The 25,677-nt window shown below is 56.5% G+C and carries 25 protein-coding genes; 7 read left to right on the forward strand and 18 right to left on the reverse strand.

Going from position 1 to position 25,677, the window contains the following annotated elements:
* Window position 1 precedes the first annotated feature (1 nt).
* The 3 genes from IB226_RS20290 to IB226_RS20300 all read right to left on the reverse strand — a co-directional run bounded on the left by IB226_RS20290 (window position 2) and on the right by IB226_RS20300 (window position 2,378).
* Window positions 2–898, reverse strand: a complete 897-nt coding sequence (locus IB226_RS20290; RefSeq protein WP_101763846.1) for a transporter substrate-binding domain-containing protein — start codon at window positions 896–898, stop codon at window positions 2–4.
* A gap of 116 nt (window positions 899–1,014) precedes the next feature.
* A complete protein-coding gene (locus IB226_RS20295) occupies window positions 1,015–1,986 on the reverse strand; it encodes a D-2-hydroxyacid dehydrogenase (RefSeq protein WP_192236841.1) in 972 nt (323 codons plus the stop codon).
* Window positions 1,986–2,378: a RidA family protein gene (locus IB226_RS20300; protein ID WP_192236842.1), complete on the reverse strand. Its 393-nt coding sequence runs from the start codon at window positions 2,376–2,378 to the stop codon at window positions 1,986–1,988. Before IB226_RS20300 ends, IB226_RS20295 begins: the two co-directional genes overlap by 1 nt.
* Window positions 2,379–2,725: 347 nt before the next feature.
* On the opposite strand from IB226_RS20300, the gene glyQ reads away from it, so the two are divergent.
* On the forward strand, window positions 2,726–3,637 hold the full coding sequence (glyQ, locus tag IB226_RS20305; RefSeq protein WP_008105242.1) for a glycine--tRNA ligase subunit alpha: 912 nt from the start codon (window positions 2,726–2,728) through the stop codon (window positions 3,635–3,637).
* Between the two features lie 9 nt (window positions 3,638–3,646).
* Window positions 3,647–5,716: a glycine--tRNA ligase subunit beta gene (gene glyS, locus IB226_RS20310; RefSeq protein ID WP_110867868.1), complete on the forward strand. Its 2,070-nt coding sequence runs from the start codon at window positions 3,647–3,649 to the stop codon at window positions 5,714–5,716.
* 64 nt (window positions 5,717–5,780) lie between these two features.
* Here the strand turns inward: glyS and IB226_RS20315 are convergent, their stop codons facing one another.
* The 9 genes from IB226_RS20315 to fdnG form a co-directional block, all read right to left on the reverse strand.
* A complete protein-coding gene (locus IB226_RS20315; protein ID WP_246862543.1) occupies window positions 5,781–6,068 on the reverse strand; it encodes a type II toxin-antitoxin system RelE/ParE family toxin in 288 nt (95 codons plus the stop codon).
* Entirely contained in the window at window positions 6,052–6,339 is a 288-nt protein-coding gene (locus tag IB226_RS20320) for a type II toxin-antitoxin system ParD family antitoxin (protein WP_137386832.1), read from the reverse strand. Before IB226_RS20320 ends, IB226_RS20315 begins: the two co-directional genes overlap by 17 nt.
* 111 nt (window positions 6,340–6,450) lie before the next feature.
* Entirely contained in the window at window positions 6,451–8,304 is a 1,854-nt protein-coding gene (gene selB, locus IB226_RS20325; RefSeq protein ID WP_192236843.1) for a selenocysteine-specific translation elongation factor, read from the reverse strand.
* A complete protein-coding gene (selA, locus tag IB226_RS20330; protein ID WP_192236844.1) occupies window positions 8,301–9,680 on the reverse strand; it encodes an L-seryl-tRNA(Sec) selenium transferase in 1,380 nt (459 codons plus the stop codon). The genes selB and selA overlap by 4 nt, the downstream gene beginning before the upstream one ends.
* 8 nt (window positions 9,681–9,688) lie before the next feature.
* Entirely contained in the window at window positions 9,689–10,300 is a 612-nt protein-coding gene (locus IB226_RS20335; protein WP_192236845.1) for a glutathione S-transferase, read from the reverse strand.
* Window positions 10,301–10,417: 117 nt separating this feature from the next.
* The gene (gene fdhE, locus IB226_RS20340; protein WP_192236846.1) at window positions 10,418–11,344 is read right to left on the reverse strand and encodes a formate dehydrogenase accessory protein FdhE; all 927 of its coding nucleotides are present in this window, start codon (window positions 11,342–11,344) and stop codon (window positions 10,418–10,420) included.
* Window positions 11,344–11,991 (reverse strand): formate dehydrogenase cytochrome b556 subunit, encoded by a 648-nt coding sequence (gene fdoI / locus IB226_RS20345; protein ID WP_192236847.1) that lies wholly within the window; start codon window positions 11,989–11,991, stop codon window positions 11,344–11,346. Before fdoI ends, fdhE begins: the two co-directional genes overlap by 1 nt.
* Window positions 11,991–12,890 (reverse strand): formate dehydrogenase subunit beta, encoded by a 900-nt coding sequence (gene fdxH, locus IB226_RS20350; protein ID WP_101763836.1) that lies wholly within the window; start codon window positions 12,888–12,890, stop codon window positions 11,991–11,993. Before fdxH ends, fdoI begins: the two co-directional genes overlap by 1 nt.
* An 11-nt stretch (window positions 12,891–12,901) precedes the next feature.
* The gene (gene fdnG / locus IB226_RS20355; RefSeq protein ID WP_146001307.1) at window positions 12,902–15,949 is read right to left on the reverse strand and encodes a formate dehydrogenase-N subunit alpha; all 3,048 of its coding nucleotides are present in this window, start codon (window positions 15,947–15,949) and stop codon (window positions 12,902–12,904) included.
* A gap of 171 nt (window positions 15,950–16,120) precedes the next feature.
* On the opposite strand from fdnG, the gene fdhD reads away from it, so the two are divergent.
* Window positions 16,121–16,912 carry a formate dehydrogenase accessory sulfurtransferase FdhD gene (gene fdhD / locus IB226_RS20360; RefSeq protein WP_233501805.1) on the forward strand — a complete coding sequence of 264 codons (792 nt, stop codon included), beginning with the start codon at window positions 16,121–16,123 and terminating at the stop codon, window positions 16,910–16,912.
* Here the strand turns inward: fdhD and IB226_RS20365 are convergent.
* Window positions 16,909–17,685: a DeoR/GlpR family DNA-binding transcription regulator gene (locus IB226_RS20365; RefSeq protein WP_101763832.1), complete on the reverse strand. Its 777-nt coding sequence runs from the start codon at window positions 17,683–17,685 to the stop codon at window positions 16,909–16,911. The two genes, fdhD and IB226_RS20365, sit on opposite strands and share 4 nt — an antisense overlap.
* 174 nt (window positions 17,686–17,859) lie before the next feature.
* On the opposite strand from IB226_RS20365, the gene IB226_RS20370 reads away from it, so the two are divergent.
* A complete protein-coding gene (locus IB226_RS20370; protein ID WP_192236848.1) occupies window positions 17,860–19,200 on the forward strand; it encodes an aspartate aminotransferase family protein in 1,341 nt (446 codons plus the stop codon).
* Window positions 19,201–19,277: 77 nt separating this feature from the next.
* On the opposite strand, the gene alsE is transcribed toward IB226_RS20370, so the two are convergent.
* Genes alsE through IB226_RS20390 form a run of 4 tightly spaced genes read right to left on the reverse strand, consistent with a single transcriptional unit; the run spans window position 19,278 to window position 22,037 of the window.
* The gene (gene alsE, locus IB226_RS20375) at window positions 19,278–19,958 is read right to left on the reverse strand and encodes a D-allulose 6-phosphate 3-epimerase (RefSeq protein WP_192236849.1); all 681 of its coding nucleotides are present in this window, start codon (window positions 19,956–19,958) and stop codon (window positions 19,278–19,280) included.
* 50 nt (window positions 19,959–20,008) lie between these two features.
* Window positions 20,009–21,268 carry a PTS ascorbate transporter subunit IIC gene (locus IB226_RS20380; RefSeq protein ID WP_192236850.1) on the reverse strand — a complete coding sequence of 420 codons (1,260 nt, stop codon included), beginning with the start codon at window positions 21,266–21,268 and terminating at the stop codon, window positions 20,009–20,011.
* A 43-nt stretch (window positions 21,269–21,311) separates the two neighbouring features.
* Window positions 21,312–21,578, reverse strand: a complete 267-nt coding sequence (locus IB226_RS20385; RefSeq protein WP_101763934.1) for a PTS sugar transporter subunit IIB — start codon at window positions 21,576–21,578, stop codon at window positions 21,312–21,314.
* A gap of 15 nt (window positions 21,579–21,593) precedes the next feature.
* Window positions 21,594–22,037, reverse strand: a complete 444-nt coding sequence (locus tag IB226_RS20390; RefSeq protein ID WP_101763828.1) for a PTS sugar transporter subunit IIA — start codon at window positions 22,035–22,037, stop codon at window positions 21,594–21,596.
* 295 nt (window positions 22,038–22,332) lie between these two features.
* Between IB226_RS20390 and IB226_RS20395 the strand changes: the two genes are divergently transcribed.
* From IB226_RS20395 to IB226_RS20405, 3 genes are all read left to right on the forward strand, one after another.
* A complete protein-coding gene (locus IB226_RS20395) occupies window positions 22,333–23,358 on the forward strand; it encodes a LacI family DNA-binding transcriptional regulator (protein WP_192236851.1) in 1,026 nt (341 codons plus the stop codon).
* Between the two features lie 160 nt (window positions 23,359–23,518).
* Complete coding sequence (gene sodA / locus IB226_RS20400) at window positions 23,519–24,136, forward strand: superoxide dismutase [Mn] (protein ID WP_101763826.1); 618 nt, start codon at window positions 23,519–23,521, stop codon at window positions 24,134–24,136.
* Between the two features lie 188 nt (window positions 24,137–24,324).
* Window positions 24,325–25,287 (forward strand): VirK/YbjX family protein, encoded by a 963-nt coding sequence (locus tag IB226_RS20405; protein ID WP_101763825.1) that lies wholly within the window; start codon window positions 24,325–24,327, stop codon window positions 25,285–25,287.
* A gap of 7 nt (window positions 25,288–25,294) precedes the next feature.
* Here the strand turns inward: IB226_RS20405 and IB226_RS20410 are convergent, their stop codons facing one another.
* Window positions 25,295–25,657 carry a YibL family ribosome-associated protein gene (locus IB226_RS20410; RefSeq protein ID WP_007893377.1) on the reverse strand — a complete coding sequence of 121 codons (363 nt, stop codon included), beginning with the start codon at window positions 25,655–25,657 and terminating at the stop codon, window positions 25,295–25,297.
* Window positions 25,658–25,677: the final 20 nt, after the last annotated feature.

Consider the following 25,677-nt stretch of genomic DNA (forward strand, 5'->3'; position numbering starts at 1 on the left):
ATTAACCACGCGCAACCACTGGACGCTCGGCAGCGCTGCCCTGGCCCCAGTAATCGAGCAGTTTTTTCTGTGCGCCGCTCGCCTGAATCACCTTCATCGCGTCCAGCACCGCCGCGCGCAGCGTGGCGTTGTCTTTGGCGATCGGGAAGCCCACCATGATCGGCAGATCCACGGTGAAGCCGCTTTGCAGCGATTTGTCCGCTTTGGCGATGGCAACAGCGGAACCGGCTTCGGTCAGATAGACGTCCGCGCGACCGCTTTTCACCGCCTGAATGCTGTTGTCGGTGTTTTGCACCATCAACATGCTGACTTCGGGCTTACCGGCGGCGCTGCATTTGGCGCTTTGTTCCGGCACCAGTTTGTTGGCTTCGTACGAACCCGCAGCGGCGGCGACGGTTTTGCCGCACAGATCATCGACGCTGTTGATTTTCTTCGGATTGCCCTGTGCCAGCACCGAACCATCCTGCACCTGCATTGAGGCGACGAAGGCGATCTGCTTCATGCGTTCTTCGGTGACGTACAGCATCGGACCGATATCCGCGCGTCCGCTGGCGATCGAGGTGAGCAGCACGTTGAACGAGCCACTTTGGTAACTGTGTTTCGCGCCGAGGCAGCTGCTGATGCGCTCGAACAGGGAAGGATCGAGACCTTCAATGATGCTGGGATCTTTTTCCGATGGCGCTTCAAAGCCTTTGGTGTAGCCGCCGAGGCCGACGACCAGATCTTTGCCTTTCAGCGAGGGATATTTGGTTTGCAGTGCTTTGCACTGCGCCATCGCCGCGAAGTCGCTGGCGGCAGGCGTGATGGGATCGGTGCTGGCTGCGTGGGCGCTGGAGATGCCCGCCAGTAAGCTGCCGCTGAGACCAGAGATTAACAAAGCAGTGCGTGCAAATTTCATAATAAGGTTCCCCTGATGCTGGTGAATGAGAAAGCGATGACCTTGTGATTTATGAACGTCTTTGGTGCTTTTTTAGGTGGTCGCCATGAATGGCGACCCTACGGAAATATCGGGGGTTAATAACCTCGTGCCGGATCAACCTGATTACGCAGCGGTTGTCCGTGGCGGAAGCGCGCCAGGTTATCGATAAACACGTCAAGGCAACCGGCGAGGTAGGCGCTGTGATCGTCAAGGCTGCAGTGCGGTGTCATCACCACGCCGGGCGTGTGCCACAGCGGGTCGTCGGCCGGTAGCGGCTCTTGCGGATAGACATCCAGCACCGCGCCGGCCAGTTCGCCTACGTTGAGTTTTTCGCGCATCGCGCTGTAATCAAATACATCAGCGCGGCCAACAATCACGATGCCAGCGCGTGCGGGCAGCAGATTGAGACGGCGGCGATCGAACAGATTGCGGGTTTGTGGCGTCAGCGGCAGCGTCGATACCACCACATCCACCTGCGGCAACACCTCGTCTAGCGCATCAATGCGGATGCAGCGAGCCACCTTGGCATCGCACTGGCCGCTGCGCGTCACGCCAATCACGCGATAGCCTTGTGCCGTCAGCAGACTTGCCGCCGCGGCGCCAATGCCGCCCACGCCCAGCAGCAGCACGGTTTTGCCGCGTGCGCAGCCGCCAAAGGTCGGACGCCACACACGCTGCGCCTGATCCTGCAGAAAACCGGGAATGCCGAAGTTGAACATCAGCGCCGCCATCAAAATGAACTCGGCACCTTTATCGCCGTGTACGCCAGAAGCATTGGTGAGCGTCACGCCTTGCGGCCAGTGCGCCAGCCACTGCTCAACGCCAGCGGACATCACCTGCACCCAACCCAGACGCGGCGTGCTGAACTGATCGAGCGCCAGCTTACGGCCGCTCCACAGAATGTCGCAGCGGGCGAGGAAGTCGGCGGTCTGCGCCGGATCGCGGTTTTCGCTCAGCGTAAAGTGGCTGCGCAACGGCGGATGCGCGTCGAGCTGCAGTTGCAGCTGCTCGACAGAGAGATGGAGTGCGCGCGGTGCGCTGGCGTCGTTCTCGATATGAATATGCATCAGCGCATCGCCGTCACTTCCATCTCGACCAGCAGGTCAGGATGGTTGAGTTGAATGCCCACGGTGGCGCGCGCCGGGAAGGGGAACCGGAAGAATTCACTGTAAGCGGCATTCATCGCGCTGAACGTGCTGAGATCGGTCAGGTAAACAGTGACGCGGACCACGTTGTCGAAGGCCATGTTCGCTTCGCTCAGCAGATCGCCGACGTTTTTCAACACCTGACGCGTCTGGCTGGCGATGTCGTTGCCCATAATCTCGCCGCTGTAGGGATCAATCGCCACCTGGCCGGAAATGAACAACATTGGTTCATGCAGCACGGCGGCGGAGAGCGGCGCAGGCCCCATTGGGCGTTCGCTGGCGTTCATGCCGGGATAACTCAACGCAATCTTCATGGTGAAATCTCAAGCAAACCTGTTTCACCGCAATTTCGTATACGATTATACGAGTGTCAACGCGCAATTTTTAACCATTAGGTCAAAAAGGTGATATTCATCACGTAATAGGATTCGCTGATATATCGATCAAGACTATGATATGTAAGATTTTAATGAAAATTTTATGACGAGTGCTCGCGATGAGTGTGAATCGTATACGATTTTCTTATTGTTCTGTTTTTGCCCGTTAAACCTTGCCGTAATCGCCTGCGCACTGGCCTGGATTTCCGGCTGCACAATCCGCGGTCAAAGGGTATACTGGCGCACTCTTTTTTTAACCGATCCGTATCGCGTGCGAATTCAACATGCAAAAGTTTGATACCAAGACCTTTCAGGGCCTGATCCTGACCTTGCAGGATTACTGGGCGCGTCAAGGCTGCACCATTGTCCAACCTTTGGATATGGAAGTGGGCGCCGGCACCTCACACCCGATGACCTGTCTGCGTGCCTTAGGCCCAGAGCCGATGGCGACCGCTTACGTGCAGCCATCTCGTCGTCCGACCGACGGACGTTACGGTGAAAACCCGAACCGTTTACAGCACTATTACCAGTTCCAGGTGGTGATTAAGCCCAACCCGGACAACCTTCAGGAGCTGTACCTTGGGTCGCTGAAAGAGCTGGGTATGGATCCCACCATCCACGACATTCGCTTTGTCGAAGACAACTGGGAAAACCCAACGCTGGGCGCGTGGGGACTCGGTTGGGAAGTGTGGCTGAACGGCATGGAAGTGACGCAGTTCACTTACTTCCAGCAGGTTGGCGGCCTCGAGTGTAAGCCAGTAACCGGCGAGATCACGTACGGCTTGGAGCGTCTGGCGATGTACATTCAGGGCGTAGACAGCGTTTACGATCTGGTGTGGAGCGACGGTCCGTTCGGTAAAACCACCTACGGCGAAGTGTTCCATCAGAACGAAGTGGAGCAGTCGACCTATAACTTCGAATACGCTGACGTTGACTTCCTTTTCACCTGCTTCGAGCAGTATGAGAAAGAAGCGCAGCAGCTGCTGGCGCTGGAAAAACCGCTGCCGCTGCCGGCTTACGAGCGCATTCTGAAAGCGGCGCACAGCTTTAACCTGCTGGATGCCCGCAAAGCGATTTCGGTTACCGAACGCCAGCGTTATATCCTGCGTATCCGCACCCTGACGAAAGCCGTGGCGGAAGCCTATTATGCGTCCCGTGAGGCGCTTGGCTTCCCGATGTGCAATAAAAACAAGTAAGAGGCAGCCATGACCGATAAAACTTTCCTGGTGGAAATTGGCACCGAAGAGTTGCCTCCGAAAGCGCTGCGCAGTCTGGCGGAAGCCTTTGCTGCGCATTTCACTGCTGAACTTGATAGCGCCGGTCTGGCGCACGGCGAAGTGAGCTGGTTTGCTGCTCCGCGCCGTCTGGCGCTGAAAGTGGCCCAGCTGGCTGCCGCGCAGCCGGATCGCGAAGTTGAAAAACGTGGCCCGGCAATCGCCGCCGCGTTTGATGCCGATGGCAACGCCACCAAAGCGGCCGAAGGTTGGGCGCGTGGTAACGGCATCACTGTGGCGCAGGCCGAACGTCTGAGCACGGATAAAGGTGAATGGCTGGTGCATCGCGCTGCCATCACCGGCGAAAGCGCGCAGGCGCTGCTGCCCGCTATGGTGGCTACCGCGCTGAGCAAGCTGCCAATTCCTAAGCTGATGCGCTGGGGCGCGAGCGACGTGCAGTTTGTGCGTCCGGTGCACACCGTCACGCTGCTGCTCGGCGATGAGCTGATTCCCGCGAAGATTCTCGGTATTGAGTCCGATCGCGTGATTCGCGGTCATCGCTTTATGGGCGAGCCAGAATTCACCATCGACAACGCCGATCAATATCCGCAGCTGCTGCTGGAGCGCGGTAAAGTGGTGGCGGATTACGCGGCGCGTAAAGCCAAAATCAAAGCGGATGCGGAAGCGGCAGCGCAGAAAATTGGCGGCATCGCCGATCTGAGCGAAAGCCTGCTGGAAGAAGTGACCTCGCTGGTGGAGTGGCCGGTGGTGCTGACGGCGAAATTCGAAGAGAAGTTCCTCGCGGTGCCAGCTGAAGCGCTGGTTTACACCATGAAAGGTGACCAGAAGTACTTCCCGGTGTACGACGCGGCGGGCAAGCTGCTGCCGAATTTCATCTTCGTCACCAACATCGAATCCAAAGATCCACAGCAGATTATCGCCGGTAACGAGAAGGTGGTGCGCCCGCGTCTGGCGGATGCCGAGTTCTTCTTCAACACCGACCGCAAAAAGCGTCTGGAAGATAATCTGCCGCGTCTGGAAACCGTACTGTTCCAGAAAGAGCTGGGTACGCTGCGTGATAAAACCGATCGCATTCAGGCGCTGGCTGGCTGGATTGCCGCGCAGATTGGCGCTGATGTGAACCACGCTACCCGCGCGGGCTTGCTGTCGAAATGTGACCTGATGACCAACATGGTCTTCGAGTTCACCGACACCCAGGGCGTGATGGGCATGCACTACGCGCGCCACGATGGCGAAGCGGAAGATGTGGCTGTGGCGCTGAATGAGCAGTATCAGCCGCGCTTTGCCGGTGACGATCTGCCGTCAAATCCTGTGGCCTGCGCCGTGGCGATTGCCGACAAAATGGACACCCTCGCGGGTATCTTCGGTATCGGTCAGCATCCGAAAGGCGACAAAGATCCGTTCGCACTGCGCCGTGCTGCGCTGGGCGTGCTGCGTATCATCGTGGAGAAAAATCTGCCGCTCGATCTGCAAACGCTGACCGAAGAAGCGGTGCGTTTGTACGGCAGCAAGCTGAGCAACGCCAAAGTGGTCGATGAGGTGATCGACTTTATGCTGGGCCGTTTCCGTACCTGGTATCAGGAAGAGGGCCACAGCGTTGACACCATTCAGGCGGTGCTGGCGCGTCGTCCAACGCGTCCGGCTGATTTCGATGCGCGCATGAAGGCGGTTTCGCACTTCCGTACGCTGGAAGCGGCCGCCACGCTGGCTGCTGCCAACAAACGTGTGTCGAACATCCTGGCGAAATCGACCGAAACCCTGAACGACAGCGTGCAGGCTTCCCTGCTGAAAGAGAACGAAGAGATCCAGCTGGCGACCTTCGTGACCGCGCTGGGCGACAAGCTGCAGCCGTACTTTGCAGAAGGTCGCTATCAGGATGCGCTGGTTGAACTGGCGCAGCTGCGTGAAGCGGTAGATAACTTCTTCGATAAAGTGATGGTGAACGCTGACGATCAGGCGGTGCGAATTAACCGTCTGACGCTGCTGGCACAGCTGCGCCAGCTGTTCCTGCAGGTGGCGGATATTTCGCTGCTGCAGTAATTGGCGTGGTCGCCATGAATGGCGATGCTACAAAATAAAGGGGACGAGAGATCGTCCCTTTTTTTTAAAGCCAGTGAAGCTGAGTAAAATGAACTAAGACGTCTTGCGAATGATGTAGCACACGCACAATAAATACCTTTTCAACTTCCGAGCGGTAATAAATGACATGTTCCCGGTGCGGTAGTGCAAATACATTTTTGCCCAACTCTGCGCGCTTACGGCCTAACTCATTTGTGGCCAGCTGACTAAAACGTTGATGCAGCATGAGCACATATTGCTTCGCTTTTTTGCTGCCGAAGTTCCAATAGCCGTAAAACCAGATCGACTCTAAATCTTCATCGGCTTCCTTCATTATCTTGATCATCCTTTTCATCAATGCCTACCCTGGCTCTCATTCTGTTAAGAAAAACGTCTATGTCCCAGTCTTCAGCTACGCCACTATCCAGCCCTTGTTGAATCAGTTTTTTTAAATTCTCCAGCTTTGATTCAGCCTGCTTCTCACGCAGCAAGCGCAGCGAGTCGCGCACCACTTCGCTTTGCGTACGGTAGTCGCCGGATTCAACCAGAGATTCAACAAATTCGCGCAGTTCATCGCCTAAATCGATCGTCATGGTACGTGCCATCATCGTCATCCCGTGTAAGAGTATTTCTTACATTCTGGCACTTTTTTGCGCAACAGGGAATGCGCGTTGCAGCGCAGTTACAGGCTGAACTGCGAGGCAACGCGAGAGATTTTAGGCAGATGATACGGGAAACAGGCGGTCGTCGCGCAACAGATGATCGTTACCACGGCGGCGGGTGAAGCCGCTGCGGTCGAAGAATTCCAGAATCTGTATCGCCACTTTGCGCCCGGTGCCAAGCTGGTTGCGGAAGTCGGCGGCGCTGGTGCTGCCCTCTTGCGCGGCACGGCTCCGAATCAGATCGGCGAAGATCTGGATCTGGTCGCTGCGATAGTAGCGATCGCGAACGATCGCGGTGATATGTCCGAGCCGCGCAGCAGTGAGCAGCAGCGAGCGAATCGCCTGTTCATCCTGCTGCAGCGCCAGCGCGATATCGCGCACCCACAGCGGCTGATCGCCAAACAGCGGGCCGACCTGCTGCCAAAGAGCTTCTTCCTGCGGATTAAAGCGCGGTTCGAAGTCGGGCAGATGCAGCCAGCCTTGTCGCTGTTGTAGCTGACCTTGCGCCAGCAGTTGATCAATCAGCGCTAACACCCATTCCGCAGGCTGATGCGGCATTGCCACACGACGCAAACGATCGTGGCCGATGCCCGGCACCTCGGGATGCTGCTGATGAAAATGCGCCAGTGATTCCAGCAGCTTTTGCCGCCATTGTGCTGCCTGCGCGGCACTCATCAGCGCGTTATCAAGCTGCACCGGTGCTGCATGCTTGATCAGTGCATCCAGCGCGGGCTCGGTAAGCTGGCGCGCCCATGCCAGGTCACGCCGTTCTGTCGGTTGATAGGCCAGATGCGCCTGCAGGCTGGCGTCATCATCTTGTGCGGCGGCCAGCTGCTGCAGCCAGGCAAGATACTCCGTCTGACGTTTGCCGCGCTTTTTACTGTTGAGCAGCAGCACGCGCGCGCCGCCCAGCGTGTGCTGTGCGTTGCTGTCGCGGATAATCAGCCGATCGTTCTCGGCCAGCCACAGCGGTTGGTTCAGCACCAGTTCCGCGACATCATCCGCCAGCAGCGTGATGCGTCCAGTGACGTGGCTGGCGGCGTGGTGGAGATGAATCGGCTGCGACGCGCTCTTCAGCGGCTGCAGCAAGCGCAGCGCCACGGTTAAGCGCGTGGTGCCTTCCGCTCTGGCCTGTGACAGCAGCCAGTCGCCGCGCGCGATCTGCGCTTTTTCCACATCGCCGACGATATTCAATGCGATACGTTCACCGGCCTGCGCGCGCGTCACCGATTGGTTCTGCGCATGCAGCGCGCGCACGCGCAGCGGCAGATTCAGGCTGCTAAGCCAAAGAGTATCGCCGACGTTCACTTCGCCCGACAGCGCGGTGCCGGTGACCACCAATCCGCTGCCTTTCAGCGTGAAGGCGCGATCAATAGCGAGACGGAAACGGTAACGAGAGTCGAAGGCCGGTTCCGCCAGCGTGCTGAGATGCTGGCGCAGCGCGCCGATGCCTTGCTGGGTGTGGCTGCTGGTGACAAATTGCGGCACCGCCGGCCAGCCGAGTTGCTGCGTGAGCTGCGCCACCTGCCGCTGGACTTCCGCGATGCGCGCTTCGTCCACGCGATCGGCTTTGGTCAGCGCCACGCTGAGCGGCGGCTGTCCGGCCAGGCTCAGCAATTGCAAATGTTCGCGGGTTTGCGGCATCACGCCATCGTCGCAGGCCACCACCAGCAGCGCATGATGAATGCCGCCAATGCCCGCCAGCATATTGGCGAGAAATTTCTCGTGGCCTGGCACATCAATAAAGCCGAGCACGCGACCATCCGGCTGCGGCCAGTACGCGTAGCCGAGATCGATGGTCATGCCGCGCCGTTTCTCTTCCGGCAGGCGATCGGCATCCACGCCGGTTAATGCCTGTAGCAGCGCGGTTTTGCCGTGATCGACGTGTCCAGCGGTGGCAATAATCATGACGCTAAGGCCTGAATCAGCGCGCTTTCATCATCAAGGCAGCGCAGATCCAGCCACAGTTTGCCTTCCTGAACGCGGCCAATCACCGGGCGCGCTAAGCTGCGCCAGCGCTGTGACAAATTGACGAGCTGGCTACCGCGCCCATCGCGTGGCGTGAAGGTGAGGGCGAAACTGGGAAGGCGTTCAACCGGTAGCGATCCGCTGCCGATTTGGGATGAACAGGGCGCAATCGCCAGCGAAAAGTCATCTCGATAAATCTGTTGTAACGCGGGCAGCAATCGTTCAGCTTGTTGCTGAATATCCTGCACTGGACGGGTGAGCAGCCGCAGCGTCGGCAGGGCTTCACGCAGCGTTTCCGGCTGACGATAGAGCTGTAGCGTGGCTTCCAGTGCCGCGAGCGTCATTTTGTCGACGCGCAGCGCGCGTTTCAGCGGATGCGACTGGAGCTGATCAATCAGCGTCTGCTTGCCGACGATAATCCCCGCCTGCGGACCGCCGAGCAGTTTGTCGCCGGAGAAACTTACCAGACTGACGCCTGCGGCGATCAGCTGCTGCGGCATCGGTTCAGCCGGCAGACCAAATTCGGTCATATCGATCAGCGATCCGCTGCCAAGGTCGGTGATCACCGGCAATTGATAAGCGTCACCCAGCTCAACCAGCTCTGCTTCCGTTACCGCATGGGTAAAGCCCTGAATCTGATAATTGCTGGTGTGCACCTTCATCAGCAGGCCGCTGTTTTCCGCGATGGCGGCGCGATAATCTTTCAGGTGCGTGCGGTTGGTGGTGCCCACTTCCACCAGTTTGCAGCCCGCCTGGCGCATCACGTCAGGAATGCGGAAGGCGCCGCCAATTTCTACCAGCTCGCCGCGCGAGACAATCACTTCGCGCCCCGGCGCTAACGCGGCCAACATCAATAACACGGCGGCGGCATTGTTGTTAACGATACAGGCCGCTTCCGCGCCGGTTAACTCGCACAGCAGCGCGCTGACCGCACGATCGCGGTGGCCACGCGCCGCTTCATCCAGCGCGTATTCCAGCGTGACCGGCTGACGCAGGCAATTCACCACCGCGTCGATAGCGCGATCGCTCAGCTGTGCGCGGCCAAGATTGGTGTGCAGCACGGTGCCGGTGAGATTGAACACCGGACGCAGCGCACTTTGCTGCTGTTGCTGGCTGCGGCGCAGCGCTTCATCCGGCCAGTTCAGGTGCCACTCTGGCAAGGTTTGGTGCTGCTGAATGTGGTCGCGCGCTTCCTGCTGCATGCTGCGCAGCTGGCGCGTGGCGAAGGCGGTTCCGTGATGCGCCAGCAGCGGCTGCAGCGCGGGATCGCGCAGCAGGCTGTCGATAGCAGGTAATTGACTGTACAGGGTTTTCATCGGGTGACTTACAGAGAGGGCGGAACGGTGCGGGCAAAGCTTTCGCGCGCAAACAGGTTTTCGGCCAGCTTCACCAGCGCCGGGCGATTTACGCACCAGTTTGGCAGCACGCGGCGGAAGTTGAGGTAACCAATCATGCAGCCGGTGGCGATATCGGCCAGATTGAGCGTGTCGCTATTGAGCCATTCGCCTTGGGCGGCGGCGGTTTCTAGCGCATCGAGGCCGCGTTGGATTTTGTCACGGTTGCGCAGCAGCACCTCTTCAGATTGCTGATCGCCGGGACGCATCTGCTCGCGCACGATCATCACCGCCGCATCGTTAATGCCGTCGGCCAGTTTTTCCAGCTGACGGATGTGCAACGCGTGCAGCGCATCATCGGGCAGCAGCGCAGGCGCATCGCCGCGCAGTTCAATGACTTGCGCGATGATCGAAGAGTCGAACCAGGTGAGCTGGTTGTCGTCAATCAGCGCCGGTACTTTGCCCAGCGGATTGTACTGCGGTACATCGCTGTCATCGATCCACGGAGAGTGATTAACGAATTCGAAAACCAGGCCTTTTTCCAGCAATATCACTGATATTTTGCGGACAAAAGGGCTGGTGTAGCTGCCAATCAGTTTCATCGTGCGCCTCCGTGTTGAATGAAAATACGCGATAACAAACCGCACATATCCCTGGCGGCGCGCTGGCACAATGCGCGATAAATCGCGCCGCTACGGACCGCAGAAACATGGGAAAAGCTAATCGCCGGGGAACATAAACGGATTCAGACTGCTGCGGGCGAATCCTTCCTGCTCCATGCGGGCATCCAGCACCAGCGAGGCCAAATCATCGGCCACCGGCTCCACGGCGGGATCCTTCTCCTGATACAACATCTTCAGATAGGTGCCGCAATCGCCGCAGCTCTCTGCTTTCACCGCCGCTTTTTCGCTGTCCAGCGACCAGTAATGCAGATCGCCGGTTTGTTCACAGTTGGAGCACTTGCTGCGCACCACATACCATTCGCTTTCACACAGATTGCAGTGCAGATAGCGCAGACCTTGCTGGCCTACGCTCATGTGCACCACGCTGGTGACCGGCACGCTGGCGCATACCGGGCAGAACTGGCGATGCTCACCGTATTCGGCGCGCGCTTTGCCGGGAATTAATGCCGCCATCTGCGCCCAGTAAATCGACAACGCCGCCCAGATGAACGGCGATTTGTCGCTGCTCACCTGCGCGAAATCGCCTTCCAGCAGCGCATGCGCCAGATTTTCCAGTTCGCTAGTGGAGGATTTTTCCAGATTCTCCAGCACCGCCAGCGCCTGGCCGCTCATCTCTGGCTTCAGCTCGGCGATCAGCGAATGCAGCAAACGCTGCCAGTGCGCATCGCGCGGATAGGTGTGGATATCGAGCGGCGGTTTGCCCTGCTCGGCGCTCTGCGTCAGCCGCTGCTGCAGATCGAGCTGCAGCGGATGGTCATACAGCACGATCTCCTGCGCCTCGGCGATCACCGCGGCAAAGCGCAGGTAATCACCCAGCGGATTCTTCGCGGCCAGGTCGCGCAAACGTGCCGCACGGCGGCTATACAGATTTTTCAGCCGGGGGAAAAGTAACGGCGGAACGTGCTCCGCCGTGTGCTTTTCGCTTTTCTCCAGCTGGTCCTGCGGGATGATGCGAATACTCATCAGGGACGTTTTTCCTGTTGTGTTTGGCGTTGGCGTTGGCGCTGCTCGCGATACCAGCGTGGGTGATGTTTCTTCGCCCACGCGGCCGGAACCCAGCCCTCAACCATGGCGGTAATGGTGCCTTTTACCCACAAGGCGGCGTAAATGTGCACCATAATCACCACGATCAGCGCCACAGCTGAGACCGAATGCACCACTAGCGCGATGCGAATCAGCGGAATAGTAAAGGCACCGGCAAAGTACGGGCGCCAGATAACAATTCCGCTCACCAGCAGCAAGACTAAGCTGATGATAGCAGCCCAGAACACACACTTCTGCCCGAAGTTGTATTTGCCGGTATCGCCGACCTCTTCGTTTTGCACGATTTTGTGGATGTTTTTCGCCCAAACCAGGTCTTCGCGATTGATCAGATTATGTTTCCAATAGCGTAAGAACATGATGATAAAGGCGGCAAACATCACCGTGCCAACAAACGGATGCAGGATACGCGCCAACTGCGGCGTGCCGAGCACGTGCATCAGCCAGTTAAATGACGGGAAAAAGAAACCCAGTCCGCTCAGCGCGGCGAGCACAAAACAGAACGCCACAATCCAGTGATTGATGCGTTCCGGTGCGCTGTAGCGCACCAGACGATCGCGTTTTTTCATTATTCGCGCTCCTCTTTTTCGTGCAGATTCTCGTCCTCATCCTCTTCCACGCGGTTTGGCCCTACGCCAACGTAGTGGAACACGGATGCAGCAAAGGTAGCGGCAAAACCGATCGCCGCCAGCGGTTTCCAGATCCCTTTCCAGAACGTTACCGCCGGGCTGATGCTCGGATTATCCGGCAAACCGTGATAGAGCTGCGGTTTGTTGGCGTGATGCAGCACGTACATCACGTGTGTGCCGCCGACGCCTTCCGGATCGTACAAGCCAGCGTTGGCATAGCCGCGCGTGTTGAGCTCGGCCACGCGTTCACCGGCCAGCGCCTGCATATCGCTTTTGCTGCCGAAGTGAATCGCGCCGGTCGGGCAGGTTTTCACGCACGCCGGTTCCTGACCGACATTGACACGATCGACGCACAGCGTGCATTTATACACGCGGTTGTCCTCTTTATTCAGACGCGGCACATCGAACGGACAGCCCGCAATGCAGTAGCCGCAGCCAATGCACTGTTCTGACTGAAAATCGACGATGCCGTTGGCGTACTGAATAATCGCGCCTTCAGACGGACAGGCCTTCAGGCAGCCGGGATCGGCGCAGTGCATGCAGCCATCCTTGCGAATCAGCCACTCTAACTTGCCGTTCTCCTCCACTTCTGAGAAGCGCATCACCGTCCACGATTTGGCGGTCAAATCGGCGGGATTGTCGTACACCCCAACGTTATGTCCCACTTCATCGCGGATATCGTTCCACTCCGAACACGCCACCTGACACGCTTTGCAGCCGATGCAGGTGGTCACGTCGATCAGTTTCGCCACTTCCTGCTGATGGTTACGTGCCTGCGGGGCAGGCGTGAGTCCATTGGTGGCGGAGCGGCGGATAATGTCTTGAGATTGATAAGCCATATTCGTTCTCCTTACACCTTCTCGACGTTGACCAGGAACGCCTTAAATTCTGGCGTCTGCGTGTTGGCATCACCGACAAACGGCGTCAGGGTATTAGCGATAAAGCCTTTTTTCGCCACGCCCTGATAACCCCAGTGAATCGGAATGCCGATGGTATCGACGATTTTGCCGTCGACGTTGAGTGGACGGATGCGCTTAGTGACCACCGCTTTGGCTTTGATGTAGCCGCGATTGGAGCTCACTTTCACCGTGTCGCCCTGCGCGATGCCGAGCTTGTTGGCCAGCTTCTCGCCGATTTCAATAAACTGTTCCGGCTGCGCGATGGCATTGAGCCGCGCGTGTTTGGTCCAGTAATGGAAATGCTCGGTGAGACGATAAGTGGTGCCGACATACGGGAACTGCTCCGCCTGGCCCATCGATGCCAAATCGTCCTTGAACACGCGCGCCGCCGGGTTGGATACCACGTTCGGATGCAGCGGGTTGGTGCCGATTGGCGTTTCAAACGGCTCGTAGTGTTCCGGGAACGGACCTTCGGCCATTTTATCGAGCGCAAACAGGCGTCCCATGCCTTCCGGCTGCATGATGAACGGCCCGACATCGCTGCCTGGCGCGGCGGCGCTGTAGTCCGGCACATCCATGCCGCCCCATTTGCTGCCATCCCACTTCAGGATCTGACGTTTCGGATCCCACGGATTGCCTTGCGGATCAGCCGAGGCGCGGTTGTAGAGAATGCGGCGGTTGAGCGGCCACGCCCAGCTCCAGTTCAGCGTGTTGCCCAAACCGGTAGGATCGGTGTTGTCGCGGCGCGCCATCTGGTTGCCGTCCGGCGTCCAGCTGCCGGCGAAAATCCAGCAACCGCTGCTGGTGCTGCCGTCATCTTTCAGATGGGCAAAGGTGCTGAGCTGTTGGCCTTTTTTCACCAGCAGCGTGCCTTTGTCATCGTATACATCCGCCAGCGCTTTGCCGTTGTTCTCCATCGCCACTTCTTCCGGCGCCGGATTTTCTGGCGTCAGGTAGTTCCAGCTCATGTTCAGCACTTGCTCAGGCAATGCACCGCCTTCACTGGCGTACATTTTGCGCAGGCGTGAATAGATGCCGGAAAGAATCTCGCCGTCATTGAGCGCTTCGCCCGGTGCATCCTGACCTTTCCAGTGCCACTGCAGCCAGCGGCCGGAGTTAACGATCGAACCGTTCTCTTCGGCGAAGCAGGTGGAAGGCAAACGGAACACTTCGGTCTGAATTTTTGACGGATCAACATCGTTAAACTCGTCGTGATTCTCCCAGAAGGTGGCAGTTTCGGTGTTGAGCGGGTCGATGGTGACGAGGAACTTCAGCTTCGACAGTGAATCAATCACTTTGCGCTTGTTCGGGAACGACGCCACCGGGTTGAAGCCCTGGCACAGATAGCCATTGACCTTGCCTTGCGACATCATCTCGAAGTACTGCAGCACGTCGTAGCCTTTATCCCACTTCGGCAACCAGTCGAAGCCCCAGCTGTTTTCCGCCTGGGCTTTGTCACCGAAGAAGGCTTTCATCTGGCTGACAAAGAATTTCGGGTAGTTGCTCCAGTAGTTTACCTGGCCCGGCAGCAGCGCTTTCGGCGTGTTGGCAGCAAGATAACTCTGCAGATCGGTGTGTTTTTCCGACGGCAAAGTCATGTAACCCGGCAAACTTTGCGACAGCAAACCGAGATCGGTCAGACCCTGAATATTCGAGTGGCCGCGCAGCGCATTGATGCCGCCGCCAATCATGCCCATGTTGCCGAGCAGCAGCTGAATCATCGCCATGGTGCGGATGTTCTGCGCACCGACCGAGTGCTGCGTCCAGCCGAGCGCATACAGGAACGAGGTGGTGCGATCGCGCGCGCTGGTTTCGCCAATCAGTTCACACACGTGCAGGAAGTCCGCTTTTGGCGTGCCGCAGATGCGTTCAACAATTTCTGGCGTGTAACGGCTAACGTGCTGCTTCAGCAGGTTCCATACGCAGCGCGGATGCGTGAGCGTGGTGTCGCGTTTGGCGAAGCCGTCGGCGTCCAGCTCGTAGTTCCAGCTGGTTTTGTCGTATTTGCGATTCTCTTCGTCGTAGCCGCTGAACAGGCCATCTTCAAAATGATAATCCTCGCGCACGATCAGGCTGGCATTGGTGTACGCCTGCACATATTCATGCTGGATTTTGTCGTTTTGTATCAGCCACAGCAGTACGCCCGACAGGAAAGTGATGTCGGTGCCCGAACGAATCGGCGTATAGAAATCGGCTACCGATGCCGTACGCGTGAAGCGCGGATCGATAACAATCAGTTTGGCTTTGTTGTGAATCTTGGCTTCCATCGCCCAGCGGAATCCCACAGGATGCGCTTCAGCGGCGTTCCCGCCCATCACAACGATCAGATTGGCATTACGGATGTCGACCCAGTGATTGGTCATCGCACCGCGACCAAATGTTGGAGCAAGACTTGCTACCGTTGGTCCGTGTCAAACGCGTGCCTGGTTGTCGACCGCTAACATGCCGAGCGATCGGGTAAATTTCTGGGTTAAGTAGCCGGTTTCGTTGCTGGATGCGGAAGCACACAGCATGCCGGTGGAGAGCCAACGGTTTACCGTCACGCCCGCAGCGTTTTGCGCCACGAAGTTAGCGTCGCGGTCCGCTTTCATCAGCCTGGCGATGCGATCAAAGGCATCGTCCCAGCTAATGCGCTGCCATTTATCGGAGCCTGGCGCGCGGTATTCCGGGTATTGCAGGCGACTTTCACTGTGGATGAAGTCGAGCAGGCCTGCGCCTTTCGGGCACAATGCGCCGCGGCTCACCGGATGATCCGGATCCCCTTCAATGTGGAAAATGGTCTCTTTGGCGTTTTTCGCGCCGTCACCGAGGCTGTACATTAACAAGCCACAGCCAACTGAGCAGTAAGTGCAGGTGTTACGGGTTTCGCGTGCGCGCAGCAGTTTATACTGTCGCGTTTCCGCCAGCGCTACCTCTGGCGCAAAGCCAAGCAGCGCTGCCGTTGTTCCTGCCATACCGCCAGCACAGACCTTGAAGAATTTTCTTCGGCTGACGTTCATGGATTATCCTTTCAACATGAATGATTTTTACTTTTGCAGAGCAGTGAATCGGGCGTCACAATAACCCGACGAATATTGCGGCAATAGCGACCTAATATTACCACTACTTTAGTAAGGTTGTTATGTGAGGCGAAAAAAGTGACAGAGAATGAGCAGGAAAGTCACATTAATGTGAATAAGATCTCAGGAGCGGTGCAGGCGCAGGTGCATCAGCGGCGTGATATCAGCCTTGCGGAAACAGACTGGCTGGCGCAGGAAGTACCGGTGGCGCTGGTCTATAACGGCATTTCGCACGTTGTGATGATGGCGACACCCAATGATTTGGAAGCTTTTGCGATAGGTTTCTCGCTCTCGGAAGGCATTATTGCGCGCCCGGATGAAATCTACGGTATCGATGTGGTTCCGGGCTGTAATGGCATTGAAGTACAGATTGAACTCTCCAGCCGCCGCTTTATGGCGCTGAAAGAGCAGCGCCGCGCCATGGCTGGCCGTACCGGCTGCGGCGTGTGTGGCGTGGAGCAACTCGATCAAATCGGTAAGCCACTACAGCCGCTGCCGTTCAGCCAAACCTTTGATTTAGCCAATCTGGATAAAGGCCTGGCGCAGCTGCGCGATTACCAGCCGATCGGCAATCTCACCGGCTGCACGCACGCGGCGGCGTGGATGTCACCGCAAGGCGAATTGCAGGGCGGGTATGAAGATGTCGGTCGCCATGTGGCGCTGGATAAACTGCTGGGGAATCGCAGCCAGCAGCCGTGGCAGCAGGGCGCGGTGCTGGTTTCCAGCCGCGCCAGCTATGAGATGGTGCAGAAATCCGCCATGTGCGGCGTGGAGATTCTGTTCGCGGTATCGGCTGCGACACAGCTCGCCGTTGAGGTGGCCGAACGCTGCAATCTCACGCTAGTCGGCTTTAGTAAACCGGGCCGCGCCACGGTTTACAGCCATCCGCAGCGGCTGCGTTAAACCACCTGCACCTGCGGCAGCGCTTGTTGCAGTGCCGTCAGCGCGCCGGGTTTTACCGCGCCGCTGTCGCAGATCAGCAGATCGATTTCCGCAATCGCTGCATAAACGGTGCGGCTCATCACGCCGAGTTTGCTGTGATCCGCCAGTAAAATGGTGCGGTTTGCCTGCTGTACCATGGCGCGGGCAATCGCCGCTTCGTGGGGATGAAAACTGCTGGCACCGTTTTTCGCATCGATGCCGACCGGCGAAAGCAACGCGACATCGGCGCGATAACGATAAATTTCCCCAATCGTCATCTCCCCGCGCGTTTGCTGCGCGCCTGCCATCATCATGCCGCCAATTAAAATCACCTGATTATTCAGCGTCTCATGCTCTTCCGCTGCGCTCAGCGCCAGCGCGGCCTGCAGGCTGTTAGTGATGATGGTTAAACCCGACATGGTGCGCAGTTGTTCGGCCAGCATGGTGGTGGTGGTGCCGGCATCAAGGAACAGCGTTTGGCCGGGCTGGAGATGTTGCGCGGCAGCAACCGCAATTGCGCGTTTCTCTTTCGCCTGCGCGTTACGGCGCACCTGCAGCGGCGGCTCTGGCTGGCTATCGACGGCGACCAAACCGCCATGCACCCGCCGCGCCAATCCCTGCGCTTCCAGCTCAATAATGTCGCGCCGCGCGGTTTCGCGCGAGATGCCAAGCTCATTGATGATGCGTTCGGTGCTGAGCTGATGTTGCGTGGTCAGCAGCGCGCGAATGCGGTGTAAGCGGGTTTCCTGCAGCATGACTTTTCCCTGTGGCGTGTTCAACCTGGGCCTAAGCTTACCTGAGTGTCATTGCGCCGTCATGTGTATTTGGTTGTATTTGTGTATTTGGTTGCATTTGTCGCCAAAGCAGGCATGATATTGGCAAACGGCGATTTCGCATGCACCCCTTTCACCTTCGCAACGGGAGTTACCATGGCTACACGTTCTACCATCATGGATACCAACAGTTTTCGTGCTGAGCACGCCGACGGACTGGATGCGGCAACCCGCAAGCTAACCGACAAGCGCAGCAAAGTGTTGGGCGAGTCGTATCGCCTGTTTTACCGCAAGCCAGTGCATTTAGTGCGCGGCGAAGGGCAGTATGTGTGGGATGCCGCCGGTGATAAATATCTTGATGTGTACAACAACGTGGCGAGCATTGGTCACTGCCATCCGGCGGTGATTGAGGCGGTGAATCAGCAGATGAAGATGCTGAACACCCACACGCGCTATCTGCACGAACGCATTCTCGATTACACCGAAGAGTTGCTGGCGACCACGCCAGATGCCATCGATCGCGCCATGTACATGTGTACCGGTTCGGAAGCCAACGATTTGGCGATCCGCGTGGCGCGGGCTTTCAGCGGCGGCACCGGCATTATCGTGTCGCAGGAGGCGTATCACGGCACCAGCGATCTCACGTCAGGTGTGTCGCCCGCGCTCGGCAGCGGACAGCCGCTGGCGGCGACCACGCGCCTGGTTTCCCCGCCGGATGCCTATCGCGTGAATGCGCCCGATCTCGGCGAGTGGTTTGCCAATGAAATCCAGCAGCAGATTGACGATATGAAAGCGCACGGCATTAAGTTTGCCGGCTTCCTCGCTGACTCGATCTTCTCATCCGATGGCGTATTGCCGAACCCGCGCGGTTTCCTGCAAAAAGCGGTCGATGTGGTGCATGCCAACGGCGGGATTTTCATTGCCGATGAAGTGCAGCCGGGCTTTGGTCGTACCGGCGATGCGTTCTGGGGCTTTGCGCGTCACGGCGTGGTGCCCGATGTGATCACCACCGGCAAGCCAATGGGCAACGGCATTCCGGTTTCAGGTTTGCTGGCGAAAAGCGATGTGCTAGCGGCATTTAGTGACGAGATTCCTTACTTCAACACCTTTGGCGGTAATCCGGTGGCGATGGCCGCCGCGCAAGCGGTGCTGACGGTAATTAAAGAAGAGGGCTTGCAGGAGCACAGCCGCGTGGTGGGCGCCAAACTGTTGAGTGAACTGCAGAAACTGATGGATCGTCACGAGTCGATCGGCGACGTGCGCGGTGCGGGCTTGTTTATTGGTTTCGAACTGGTGCAGGATCGCGCCAGTAAAACGCCGGATAAAGCGCTGGCGCTGGATTTGATCGAGAAACTGCGCGAACACCGCGTGTTGACGTCAGTGGCGGGACCTTACGGCAACGTGCTGAAGTTGCGTCCGCCGTTGGCGTTCCAGGAAGCGGATATCGATTGGCTGGTGGGCGCGCTGGATAAATCGCTGAGTGAGCTGGGGCGTTAACAGATCATTGATTGTGCACATTTTGTCGCGGCGCGATTTATCGCGCAATAAATTGCGCCGCTACGATATGTGCAGGTTTACGCAGCTGCGGTTTCCTCGGCGAAAATGCTCTCCATCTTCTGCCACGCCTGCGCGACATCGTCATCCAGATTAAACAAACCTGACGTGCCCACAATAAACACATCCACGCCGGAAGCGGCGATTTGTTTAAAAGTGCGCGCATTGCATGAACCATCAATTTCGGTCAGATAGTGATAACCGTGCTCTTCGCGCATGGCGATTAACTGGCGAATCTTATTCAGCGTTTGCGGGATAAATGTCTGCCCGGCGAAACCCGGATCCACTGACATCACCGTGACTTTATCCAGCAGGTGCGCATATTCACGAATAGTTTCTGCCGGTGTGGCCGGATTTAACACCACGCCGCAGCGACGGCCTGCGTCTTTAATTTGCGTCAGCAGGCGGAAAATTTTGTTATTAGCGGTTTCCGGGTGGAAGCTAATAATATCTGCGCCGGCCTCAATGCACATTGGGATAATATCTTCCGGATGATTTACCATTAAATGCACATCAATTGGTACATCAGTAATTTTACGCAGGTTCTCAATAAAGAACGGCGACAGCGTAATATTCTTCACATAGCTGCCATCCATAATATCGACATGATAAAAGGCAGCGGTGCTATTCATCGCTTCAACCTGCTCGCGAAAACGCGTGAGATCCATGCACATTAAGGAGGGGGAGAATTTGGCTTGCATAACTTATTTCCTCATTACAACAACAGCGCCCGCAGGCGCTGTTGATGACATCAATGGAAGAACGAAATAATGTGGCCGAGCACGATACCAACAATGCCGAAGTCGGCATCACCGAAGGTGGTGGAAGCGAAGCCGAGGTCGCCCATCAGCGGCAGCAGAATCGCTGGCAGGAAGGAGATCAGTAAGCCTTGCACAAAGGCACCGATCACAGCGCCGCGACGTCCGCCGGTGATATTGCCGTAGACGCCAGCGGTCGCACCGCAGAAGAAATGCGGTACCAGACCCGGAACGATAACGCTCAGACTAAACAGCGGACACAGGAACATGCTGATCAAGCCGGCGGAGAAGCTCGACAGGAAGCCGATGATCACCGCGTTCGGCGCGAACGGGAACACGGTTGGGCAATCCAGCGCCGGTTTGGCGTTGGGTACCAGCTTATCGGCGATACCTTTAAAGGCCGGCACGATCTCGGCAATCACCATGCGCACACCGGCAAGGATGATGTAGACGCCCGCAGCAAAGGTGATCGACTGAATGATGGCGAACACAATGTAGTTTTGGCCGCCACTGATGCTTTCAGTGAATTCTTTACCGGCAACCAGAACCAGCGCGATAAAAAGAATCATCATGGTCAGCGAAATCGCTACCGATGAGTCGCGCAGGAAGTTGAGGGTTTTCGGCACCTTAAGCTCTTCAATCGACGGGCTGCCTTTACCGACCATTTTGCCCACTAACGCGGAGAGCAGATAGCCGGTTGAGCCAAAGTGGCCGAGCGCCAGATCGTCCGAGTTGGTGATTTTGCGGGTGAATGGCTGCAGAATCGCCGGGCAAACCACCATCATGGTGCCGAGAATCAGCGAACCAATCAGCACCAGCCAGAAGCCGTGAATGCCGCCTACCGACAGAATTACCGCCAGCATCGCCGACATATACAGCGTGTGGTGACCGGTCAGGAAGATGTATTTCAACGGGGTAATGCGCGCCAGCAAGATGTTCACCAGCATACCAAACACCATAATCATGGCGGTTTCGGTGCCGTAACTTTTCTGCGCCAGCGCGGCCATTGCATCCGTATTTGGCACTACGCCCTGAATATTAAAAGAGTGCTCAAACAGCTGACTGAAGATGGTCAGCGTGGCCGCAATTAAATTGGCCCCGGCGATGAGAATAACAAAACCCATGATGGTTTTAAGCGTACCGGAAATAACATCAGAAACCGGTTTCTTTTGCAGTAATAAACCAAACAGGGAAAAAAGGCCGACAAGTATAGCGGGTGTTCCAAGAACATCCTTAATTATAAACTGCAGCATAACTTACTCCATAGTGAGTAAAGTTTTTCGGGATAAACTGTTGTTAGATATTTTCAGCCAAAATTTCTTTAATCTTTGCATTATCCAGCAGGTTTGTCAGACCAACGACTTTCGCGCTGTGCCCGGCTAATTGGTCGGCAATATCTTTTGCGGCAATGATTAAATCAGCCTGTTCAGATTTCGCAGAGGTTAAATCGGTGTGGCCCACTTCCGCCTCTTTGCCTAATTCCGCCACAATCTTCTTCACGTTCATTTCAACAATAAAGCTGCTACCTAAACCATTTCCACACACAATCAGGACTTTTTTCATCATAGGGTTCTCTGGTTATTTATTTTCAATGACAGCTTTAATCGCTGACAGGGTAGAAGCCGACAGCAATTGCTGCAGGCGGGATTCGTCGCTGAACACGTCCGCTAAGGCGGTGATCATCTGAATGTGATCGTCACCAGATACCGCGCACAGCATGATGACCACATAAACCGGATCGTTTTCATCGGCCTGAAAATTCACGCCATTTTTCACATGCAGCAACGACAGGCCGTTTTTGCGCGCGCCTTGTTCCGGGCGGGCATGCGGCATCGCCAGGCCCGGCGCCAGCACGTAGTAAGGGCCGAGTTCGGCATGCGAAGTGAAGATAGCATCGAGATAAGCCGGGCTGATCGCCCCAGCGGCCAGCAGCGGTTCGGCAGATAATCGCACTGCTTCCTGCCAGTCGCTAACCTGCTCTACTACCCGAATATGTTGCGGCGTTAGCCATTGAGTGAGCATCAGTCATTCCTGTTTATTCGTCGATGGAGTGCAATGTAGGTTATTTTCTCAGCGGTTTTCTGTGATGATTGTCGCAAAAGTTAGCGCTAACACCGTTATTGTTAAAAAACGTGTTATCGCTAACATTTCCTTGCTGTGCGTTTGTCTTGGTTGCAAGCACCTGACATGCTCAATCATTCTGAAAAGATCGCGGGGTGAGGCATGCCCGAAACTGTGGTTTTTCACATGGCGCGTTAACAGATTTGGTTTTAAGCTGCGTCCTGGCAAAAAAGTAGCGAGTAATGCAGGAGATCGCATGACAGAAAAAAAACGGCGCGGTACCGGTAAAAGCACTTTAGCCGATGTTGCCCGTTTGGTGGGCGTAAGCACCATGACAGCGTCGCGCGCGCTACGCATGCCGGAGAAAGTGTCGCCTGAAATTCGCGCCAAAATCGATGCGGCGGTGATTGAGCTCTCCTATGTGCCGAATGTGCAGGCGAGCAATCTGGCATCGGCCACATCACGCCTGATCACCATGGTGGTGCCATCGTTTGCCACGCCGGGCAGTGCAATTGTGTCCGAAGCGCTACAGGAAGTGCTGCGGCCGCAGGGCTATAACATGATGCTGGCTGAAGCCAACCATTCGGCGGCAGAAGAGAGCGAGCTGATCGAAATGTTGCTCTCCTATAATCCGGCGGCGATGGTGCATTTCAATTTCGATAACGCCGCCGAAGCGCATCGTCTGCTGAGCAATTCCGGGCTGCCGGTCATGGATATTGGCGGCGTGCATCAGGATTCGGCGGGGATCAGCATTGGTGTCGATTACGCCAAAGCGATTCGCCAGTTGGTGCAAAGTCTGGTCGAGCACGGCTATCGCAATCTCGGTTTGCTGTGCACGCAGAGTAATAACACCATCTTCCGCCAGCTGCTGAATGGCTGGCACAGCGGCATGCTGGCGATGAATCAGGCGCCGCATCGCGTGGTGACCTCGCCGAAAATGCCGACCTTTGCCGCCGGGCACAGTTTGCTGGCGGAAATTCGCCTGACCTGGCCGGAGCTGGATGTGCTGATTTGCACCAGCGACGAAGTGGCCTGCGGCGCTATCATGGCGTGCCATGCGGCGGGGATTGCGATTCCCAGCCAGTTGGCGATTGCCAGCATCGGCGGCGGTCCGCTGGCGGCCGTATGTTCGCCGCCGCTCACCAGCATTGTGCTGCCGTATGAAGAGATGGGGCGCATGGCGGGTAAACGTCTGCTGGCGGCGCTCAAAGGTGATGAGCCGCCAGCCATCAATGAACTGCCGGTGCAGCTTAAACTGCGCGCCAGCAGCCACAAGGTGTAGCCGTGCGTGCGCACCTTTTCCCAGATTCATCAAATCCTTATCAATTCTAAGGCATTGATAACCCTTTTACGGATCATGTTTTTAACTATAATGATCCGACTGCTTACGCGGCACACCCAGTGAGGTGGTGCTGCAAAACACTAAAATGGAGAGGAAGAACATGAGTTATTCACTGCCATCCCTGCCGTATGCGTACGACGCACTGGAACCGCACTTCGACAAGCAGACGATGGAAATCCATCACACTAAACACCACCAGACCTACGTTAACAACGCTAACGCTGCGCTGGAAGGTACCGAATTCGCTGACCTGCCGGTAGAAGAGCTGATCACCAAACTGGATCAGCTGCCAGCAGACAAAAAAGGTCCACTGCGTAACAACGCAGGCGGCCACGCTAACCACAGCTTCTTCTGGAAAGGTCTGAAGCTGGGCACCTCGCTGCAGGGCGACCTGAAAGCCGCCATCGAAAAAGATTTCGGTAGCGTTGAAGCTTTCCAGGCTGAGTTTGAGAAAGCCGCGACTACTCGCTTCGGTTCAGGCTGGGCGTGGCTGGTGAAAAAAGGCGACAAACTGGCTGTGGTTTCAACCGCAAACCAGGATAGCCCGCTGATGGGTGAAGCCGTTGCTGGCGTTTCAGGCACGCCGATCATCGGTCTGGACGTGTGGGAACACGCTTACTACCTGAAGTATCAGAACAAACGTCCTGATTACATCAAAGCATTCTGGAACGTAGTGAACTGGGACGAAGCTGCAGCGCGTTTCGCTGCTGCGAAGTAAGTTCAGGCGATAGCCGCAACGCACTAAACCGGTGATCTCTTCACCGGTTTTTTTTCGCCTTTATAAACCCTTGCTAAACGACCTGAATATTCCCGCACACGACTATTCCGCTGCGAAAGCTATTAACCTGCCGTTGATAATTTGGGGCATATAGTGGCGATAATTTGTCTCGCCAAGCCTAAATAATCATGTCTACTATCACAACTTCTGTGACGAATAATGATTCGTCAGCACCGCTTTTTTTGCCGTTAATAAGCGGAAAGTTCAGGCCAAATAAATTATGGAATAGCGGAAGATTTCGCGCGAAATTTGCCTTAAGATCGCTGGTGTTTCCTGTAACTACCTTTAATTACCTGCACCAGTTGGCGCAATTATCTGCGTTACCACAGCTGTTGACCATGCAGGGTTTGCTGCCGGCGAAGCCACATCGTCCTTATCTGCGTGCGGGATTCAGCGTGGCGCAGCGCGCACAGGCGATCATCGATCACTATACGTTGATGGATCAGTTAGATAATGCGGCGCTGCGTCAGCTGTTGCAGAGTCCGGGTGATAATTTACTGGCCAGCCTGAGCGGCAAAAATGATGAGACGTATGTGATTCACTGCTGTCCGGGCCGCTTTGACCGTGAAGGTGAAATTACTTTGGAATTGCGCTATGAAACGCAGTTAATTGCGTCGCTCTCTTTCTCAATTATTCGCGAACAGCAGAAGCGCACGTTATTAATTGGTGGATTGCAGGGGCCGCGTAAGCATATTTCTAACGATGTGATTCGCGATGCCACCAAAGCGGCGCACGGCGTATTCCCAAAACGCCTGCTGATGGAAGTAGTATTTAATCTGGCGGAACAGTGTGGCGTTGAGGCGATCACCGCCGTTGGCGATACCACGCACGTGTTTCGCAGCCTGCGCTACCGTCACAGTAAAGGTGATAAGTTCTTTGCCAGCTACAGCGAGTTTTGGTTGTCGTTGGGTGGCGTGGCGCGTGGCGATGAGCTATTTACGTTGCCGTTACGCGCGGAGCGTAAAGATTTGGAAGAGATTGCCAGCAAGAAGCGCGCCGAGTATCGCCGTCGTTATGCCTTGCTGGACAGTCTGAATGAACAAGTTCATCAGGCGGCGGGCATCCTACGCGACGTTTCACACGCCGCGTAAGTCAAGATTAGAACGGCTGCTTCGCGTAGCCGGTCATCACTTTCAGTCCCATCTCACGTCCGAGCGCGGTCATTGGGTGTACCACCACCAGGCCGCGCACGCTTTTCTTGAATGCGCCCATGTTGGCTTGTTCTTTTTTGGTGATTTCGCGGCTAAAGCCCAGCTTCTGCAGCTGTTGCGCTTCTTTGCTCAGCTTCTCGGTGCGCACACCGCGCAGGCGCTCAATTTCCAGCTCCAGCTTCTCTTTTTCACGCAGCAGTTCACCGAGCTTTTCGGCATCGCCAGAGGCTAACAGCGGGGCTTCTTTGCGGTTGAGCGCATCGAGCTGATCGCTCAGAAGTTTGATCTCGGCTTTTTCTTGTTCTTTCATTGGGGGAAAACTCGTTAAGG

The organism is Pantoea sp. PNT03 (assembly GCF_014852515.1).
GTDB lineage: Bacteria > Pseudomonadota > Gammaproteobacteria > Enterobacterales > Enterobacteriaceae > Pantoea > Pantoea leporis.